This is a genomic window from Rhodococcus sp. H29-C3 (assembly GCF_030063405.1).
Lineage (GTDB): Bacteria > Actinomycetota > Actinomycetes > Mycobacteriales > Mycobacteriaceae > Rhodococcoides.
In genome coordinates, this window is sequence record NZ_JASITC010000019.1 from 37,259 (window position 1) to 43,399 (window position 6,141).

Here is a 6,141-nt window from a genome sequence, read left to right on the forward strand (position 1 = left end):
AGAGCTTCCGTCGGAGATGGCGTCGATGACGACGGAGACGGTGTCGACTTCGCGTGGGCACTGTCACGTTGTTGAAGTCGGCAAACTGGCAGAATCCATGGCGTGACGACCCCGATGCTGTCGTACAAGTGCCACCGCTACCCGGTCGAGATCATCAACCACTGCGTGTGGTTGTACTTCCGGTTCCCGCTCAGCTTCCGCGAAGTCGAGGAGATGATGCTGCAACGCGGTGTCATGGTCAGCTACGAGACGATCCGGCGGTGGTGCGCCAAGTTCGGGCAGGCCTACGCCAACGAGCTGCGCCGCCGACGTCCACAATCCGGTGACAAATGGTACCTCGACGAAGTGTTCATCCGAATCAACGGCCGCCAACATTATCTGTGGCGCGCGGTCGACCAGGACGGCAACGTGCTCGATGTGCTGGTCCAGTCCCGACGAAATGGCAACGCCGCCAAGCGACTCTTCCGTAAGCTGCTCAAGGGCTTGCGCTATGTGCCGCGGGTGATCGTCACCGACAAGCTCGGCAGCTACCAGGTCGCGCACCGCGAACTGCTGGCCTCGGTCGAGCATCGCCGATCGAAATACTCGAACAACCGGGCCGAGAACTCGCACCAACCCACCCGACAGCGAGAACATGCGATGAAACGGTTCACATCTCCCGGGCACGCACAACGATTCCTGTCCGCCTTCTCGGGCATTTCGCCGCATTTCCGGCCCTGCCGCCACCGCCTCTCGGCATCCGAATGGCATACCGAGATGGCCGACCGTTTCACGATCTGGCAGGAAGTCACGACGACCGACGCCGCCTGAAAGTAAACAGCCCGGCGGTGTCCTGTAACAGTCTGCCCCAAACAGGCTTCACTGCTACGCTTTTCGACTAATGTGACAGTGCCCATTTCGATGCTCCTTCTGGATGTGAGCGAGCAGGGTGACGACCGAAAGATTTCGGTCCGTCGATTTTGGTGTCAGAGTGATGCGTTACCGAAGAGCCGGTCGACGACGAGGACGGCGACCGTACAGAGCAAGACGATGCCTGCGCCCAGCGCGGTCACACCTCCGAAGGCGTTACCTCCGAGCAGAAGCACCAGCGTCGAGAGCACTGGGGTCATGAATCCCAGCGGAGCGAGTCGACCTCCACTGAGTTTCATTCCGAAACTCCACAGTGTGTATCCGAGTGCGACCGGACCGATGCCGATGTAGATCGCCAGACCTGCCTCGCTGGAGATCGCGACCGGGGTTGTAGTGACGATCATGGTGAGTACCGCGCCGACACCGCCGACCGCGGTTGTCATCAGCATGAGATCGAGCACCGGTATGCGAACCGTTCGCATACCCAGGGTGTAGACCGCCATGCACGCCGCCGATCCGACCGCCGCGCAATAGCCGAGTACGACGTTTCCTGTCCCATTGTCGGTTGCTGTCTGCCCTGCCACGATCAGCGTGACACCACCGAATCCGATCAGGGAAATCACCACACTGGCCACTGTCGAGGTGTTCAGAGCGGTGACGGCGAGATAGATCGCGGCAAGCATCGGCCATGAGTAGGCGATGATGTTGGCGTCCATGATGGGCGCGTTGGCGAAGGCAATGTACTGCAGCACCATGGTTCCGCCGAGGCCCACGATGCCGATCCCATATCCGAACGACTTCTCGGCAGCAGAAGACGCAGCAGCAGATTCCATACGTAATTTACGACGACCCGTAAGACGTCGAATGAGCATCAAAGCTGCAGTGGCAGAGATGAATTGGACTGCGATAACCTGCAAGACGTTCGAATGCTCCAGGGCAGTCGTGCCGGCCAAAGCGTTCGTCGACCAGAATGCGACGCCTCCGAGCGCGAGAACAGCTGCCCGAACCGACGAGCCAGGCGCACGCCGGGACCCGGTGCCAGTGGAGTCTGGGGTCCCGGACGGGATCGCAGTGGTGCTGTCTCGGTTCGGCAAGGTCTGACCCACAGTCAGGAGCGCGTGGCCATGTACGCGGGCAGCTGCCGTGTACGGACATCGTCGACATATTCATCGACCCAGTCGAACGTGGGGTTGTCGGCAGCGAGGTAGAACATCGGATTATCGTCGATGAACGGTTTCTCGGCGCTGCTGTGATTGAGGGTCAACGTGATTCGCGATCCGGACGCCATCGGTTCGGTGCGGTGCAGCACTCGCATGATTTGTCCGAAAATACTGGAACCGACCTCATGGGTGAGATGGGTGAGTGTGTCGACCGGGAGGTCGCCGCCGCCGTGGACTACCGCCGATCCCTCGTCGAAGTCGCCGCGGTAGATCTCCAGGGCTCCACCGCTCACATCGTCGACTTCCAACGCGATCAACTCGGTGAACGGCACACCGTCGCCGTGCCAGTCCACGGTCCCGTCCTGTGGACCCATAAAAGTTACGGCCGTCGTGATCACGGAAATTGGATAGATCTCCAATTTGGTTTCGGCGAGCTCGCTGAGTGCCTCCAGCCGACCCGGCAGGTAGAAGAGATCGAGGATCTCGGGTATCAGTTTGTGAGCGCCACGGATGTAGCGGAGGTTGAGGGGCCGATTCTCGCTGTTTTCGTCCTTGATTTCCAGCGCTTTGCTGCGAATGGTGTCGAGCAGGTCGGCCGGGTACTGGTGGCGAAGCTGCGCCGCTCCGAAGTCGGACGCCTGCCAGTACGTGGGCTTACCGAGTAGCTCACGCCGGGTGAACTGCTGTTTGACATCGAACACGGGATCCCCCTGATGTGATGATCATCGAAACGATGCGCGGACGCGACAGAACTGAGCAGATAGAAGTTATTGGCTGGATGAACCCGCCGATTGGCTTCAGCGGACGTCAGAGCGTGCCGGGTCCATAGCGGACCGAGAAACACGTACCGAACTACAAGTAAGGCGTATGGTTGTTCTGTACGGATTACAGTAAGGGAATAACGTAAGGTCTGCAAGTGATTCACATGAATTACATAGCATTGCTATCGGATTACGAAAAAGGAGCGGCCGTGGCCACGCTGCTGGCGAACACCGCAGCCGGCCAGAGGGCTGCGGACAGGTTGACTACGGTCAATGACGCCAAAGCATTTTTTGCCACGATCGGGCTCGACTCAGTGACTGTCCAAGTCACCGACGATGATCTCTCGCATCTGCGCCATTTCAGAGATCGCGTCCGCACAATCCTCGCGGCCTCCACCGTAGAGTCGGCAGTTGCAGATTTAAACGACTTGCTCCGCGAAGCCGAGCCCCTGGTCAAACTTGACCGCTCCGATCTCGACGGTCAATGGCATTGGCATCTGGCGGTGACGAGCGATGCTGACGTAATTCGGCGACTACAACTAGTCGTGGTTCCCAGTCTGTTGGCGATGGCTCGAACGTTCGGCATCTCGCGATTTAGAAGCTGTACCACCGATTCATGTACCGGCATGTTCGTGGACGCTTCGCGAGGCGGGCGCCGAAGGTTCTGCGACCCTGCACGATGCGGTAACCGCGCTCACGTTGCCGCGCACCGCGCCCGCCGCAACCCCACATCGTGAGCCATAGGAAGCGGCACACACAAAAACAGGGGTTCCAAGTATCGCAATCGAACCTTGCTGAGTCTTTCGGTGATCAATCCCCGGTTTCTGGTGCGGCAGCGGTGCCGCGCACAGGGACCGACCCGAGTAAGTGCTTCTGCCAACTCCACGCGGTGCTGTGCGATCTAGATGGAACGCTGCTCAACACCATGCCGTTATGGTTCGAGGCCTACCAAGACGTGGCGTCCGAATGGGGCCGAGAATGGACACATGAAGATCAGCAATTAATCACGGGAACAACGATGGGCGAATCAGCGCAACGAATGCGATCTCTCGGTGTCGAGTTGGAGGTCCAACATATCAGCGCGGCTCTGACAGACCGCATGGTCGAACTCCTGCACCTAGGAAACCCACCCTGGACTGTCGGCGCCGAAGGGCTACTGGCCGATCTGAAACGAACTCAAATGCCCTGCGCCTTGGTGACATCCACCGACCGACGTGTTGTCGACGCCATCCCGCGCCTGAGCGAAGTATTCGACGTCATCGTCACCGGAGGCGACGTCAAACATGGTAAACCGCACCCCGAACCGTACGCTTCCGCCGCGGCCAAGCTCGGTGTCGACACACGGCACTGCATTGCTATCGAAGACACCGTCATCGGCGCCACCAGCGCCAGACTGAGCGGCTCCCATGTTCTGCTCGTCACCACCAGAGCAGGCAACAAGCTTCCTGGGTTCGATTACAAAAACTCTCTACTGGAGACCTCAGTCGAATCGTTGCGACAGTTGCACACCCGCCAACACGCAAGCGGCGCAGATCGACCGATTGTCGAAAGCACCACCACCACCACCACCAGCTTGTAGAGCACGATCAATCAGGCCGGCCTTCCACGGCCCTTTGAGGCCCGCCGGTCGTCGTCACACCGCGGCCGGGTCCGTCTCGAGCTTGGTGGGCGCGGGGTCACCTGGGGGGGTGTTTCCCCGCGCCCGTGCCGCGTCGATGTCCGCATGGAACCGAACGCAGCACCTCGGAGTGTAGCCAAGCGCACGCTGAGGCCGGCCTCAGCGTGTGGCAAAGAGGCGATAATCGGCTTAACGCCGAATGCAAACCAACGTCACCTGCACACATTATGTGCGGGTGCCGTTCTCGTGTGCCGAAGGAGCGTCAGTTGACGCCGTGATCGTGGTGGATCGACGGCGCGAGTGAGTAGGTCGGAGCCGAGGGCGGCAGCCTCACGTCGGCGGGAGGTCCGTCCGTGCTCCGCTGCCTGGTCGGTTGTCGATCCAGTGCTCGATGTCCTCTCGCGCGAACAGAGGAGTACGAGAGAGATGGCGGGCCGGTTTCGGGGCTTGACCACGTGCGACGTAGGACGACCACGTCTTGGCCGGCATCGCCTTCCCGGTCTTGTCTTCGATCAGCGCCAGTACTTCGGCAATGGTGAGTTCGTCGGACATCGGTGCTTCCTAGGTGGGTTCAGAGTTGAATTATCTCGACCTTACAGGTTCCTACTGTAAAAATCGGCCCATACGCTTTACTGTACAGTCTGAGACTGTCATATTGGGGTATGCTCTCGCCGACCGCCGAAATCGACTGGCACTCAATCCTGTTCACCACCGCCGAGAAAGAGGCCACCATGCGAGCACAACACCACAGCACCGCCGACGAGATCGACATTCTCGTACACCGCCAGGGCAAGGCCAAGGCTCGTCGCACCGCCAAACGAGCCAGCGCGAGACGCGACCGCCGCACCGCACGCCACGAACTCCGCAACTAGACCCACACACCCAGCTCCGCAACCCGATACAGAACACAACGAAAGGAATCTCAATGGCGTTCGCAAAAAGAGTCCGGGCAACGGCGCGCTTGTCGTGCGAGCAGTCGGGGCGCGCCAGGCGCATCAGGTCGTCATCGTTCAAGATTGCGACTGCGCCATGGGGACTGTCTGAATAACGGTGGATCCGGTCCTTGGTTCGACACGCCGAGCTGAGCTTGGCGGGAAGGATCGACGATGACCGAAACACTGGATCCCATGGCAGCGACCGAGGTGGATCAGAAGCAGTTGGCCGAGCAGCTCCTGGCTCAAGCCAAGGAGCAAGGCATCGAGTTGATGGGCCCGAACGGGCTCCTCAATCAGCTCACCAAGAACGTCCTCGAGACGGCGTTGGATGCGGAGATGACCGAACATCTCGGCTACGAGAAACACGACGCCGCCGGCCGCGGCAGCGGGAACTCCCGAAACGGCACCCGCTCGAAGACGGTGCTGACCGAGATCGGGCCGGTGGAAATCGAGGTACCACGCGATATCGATTCCTCGTTCGCACCGCAGATCGTCAAAAAGCGTCAACGTCGCCTGACAGGTATCGACGAGATCGTATTGTCCTTGACTGCAAAGGGTTTGACGACAGGTGAGGTGTCCGCACACTTCCAGGACATCTATGGAGCGACGGTATCGAAAGACACCATCTCCCGCATCACAGACAAGGTCGTCGGCGAGATGACCGAATGGCAGAACCGGCCACTCGACCGCGGGCGGTTTCTACTGATCGAAGCGAATCCTGTCCCGAGAGGATTCGCATGCCCAAGTATGCGTGGAACAAGTCACCGCTGGAGATCAAGCGTCGCTACTTCGAACTGATCAGACAAGGGCTGTCCGGG

Annotated in this window: 8 protein-coding genes and 1 pseudogene; 6 read left to right on the forward strand and 3 right to left on the reverse strand. The window is 59.8% G+C overall.

What is annotated here, in order from left to right; translation table 11 throughout:
* Positions 1-114 precede the first annotated feature (114 nt).
* On the forward strand, positions 115-810 hold the full coding sequence (locus QMK32_RS23255) for an IS6 family transposase (protein ID WP_283477842.1): 696 nt from the start codon (positions 115-117) through the stop codon (positions 808-810).
* Between the two features lie 155 nt (positions 811-965).
* On the opposite strand, the gene QMK32_RS23260 is transcribed toward QMK32_RS23255, so the two are convergent.
* Positions 966-1,802 carry a DMT family transporter gene (locus tag QMK32_RS23260; protein WP_283477843.1) on the reverse strand — a complete coding sequence of 279 codons (837 nt, stop codon included), beginning with the start codon at positions 1,800-1,802 and terminating at the stop codon, positions 966-968.
* On the opposite strand from QMK32_RS23260, the gene QMK32_RS23265 reads away from it, so the two are divergent.
* A complete protein-coding gene (locus QMK32_RS23265; RefSeq protein ID WP_283477845.1) occupies positions 1,714-1,950 on the forward strand; it encodes a hypothetical protein in 237 nt (78 codons plus the stop codon). The genes QMK32_RS23260 and QMK32_RS23265 overlap by 89 nt on opposite strands.
* A 7-nt stretch (positions 1,951-1,957) precedes the next feature.
* Here QMK32_RS23265 and QMK32_RS23270 read toward each other — a convergent pair whose 3' ends face one another.
* On the reverse strand, positions 1,958-2,710 hold the full coding sequence (locus tag QMK32_RS23270) for a hypothetical protein (RefSeq protein ID WP_283477833.1): 753 nt from the start codon (positions 2,708-2,710) through the stop codon (positions 1,958-1,960).
* 269 nt (positions 2,711-2,979) lie between these two features.
* Here QMK32_RS23270 and QMK32_RS23275 point away from each other — a divergent pair, with 269 nt between their 5' ends.
* Together QMK32_RS23275 and QMK32_RS23280 are read left to right on the forward strand one after the other, a co-directional pair.
* On the forward strand, positions 2,980-3,507 hold the full coding sequence (locus QMK32_RS23275; protein WP_283477835.1) for a CGNR zinc finger domain-containing protein: 528 nt from the start codon (positions 2,980-2,982) through the stop codon (positions 3,505-3,507).
* Positions 3,508-3,659: 152 nt separating this feature from the next.
* Positions 3,660-4,349: an HAD family hydrolase gene (locus QMK32_RS23280; protein ID WP_283477837.1), complete on the forward strand. Its 690-nt coding sequence runs from the start codon at positions 3,660-3,662 to the stop codon at positions 4,347-4,349.
* 369 nt (positions 4,350-4,718) lie between these two features.
* Here the strand turns inward: QMK32_RS23280 and QMK32_RS23285 are convergent, their stop codons facing one another.
* A complete protein-coding gene (locus tag QMK32_RS23285; protein WP_283477839.1) occupies positions 4,719-4,940 on the reverse strand; it encodes a helix-turn-helix transcriptional regulator in 222 nt (73 codons plus the stop codon).
* Between the two features lie 110 nt (positions 4,941-5,050).
* On the opposite strand from QMK32_RS23285, the gene QMK32_RS23290 reads away from it, so the two are divergent.
* Both QMK32_RS23290 and QMK32_RS23295 read left to right on the forward strand, forming a co-directional pair.
* Entirely contained in the window at positions 5,051-5,260 is a 210-nt protein-coding gene (locus QMK32_RS23290) for a hypothetical protein (RefSeq protein WP_283477841.1), read from the forward strand.
* A 234-nt stretch (positions 5,261-5,494) separates the two neighbouring features.
* Positions 5,495-6,010: pseudogene (locus QMK32_RS23295) on the forward strand (transposase); the annotation flags it as partial.
* Positions 6,011-6,141: the final 131 nt, after the last annotated feature.

Excerpts from the sequence above, each read along its gene's own strand:
- QMK32_RS23255 (WP_283477842.1), top strand. The coding sequence starts at position 115 with ATGCTGTCGTACAAGTGCCACCGCTACCCGGTCGAGATCATCAACCAC.
- QMK32_RS23290 (WP_283477841.1), top strand. The coding sequence starts at position 5,051 with ATGCTCTCGCCGACCGCCGAAATCGACTGGCACTCAATCCTGTTCACC.
- QMK32_RS23285 (WP_283477839.1), bottom strand. The coding sequence starts at position 4,940 with ATGTCCGACGAACTCACCATTGCCGAAGTACTGGCGCTGATCGAAGAC.
- QMK32_RS23265 (WP_283477845.1), top strand. The coding sequence starts at position 1,714 with ATGAGCATCAAAGCTGCAGTGGCAGAGATGAATTGGACTGCGATAACC.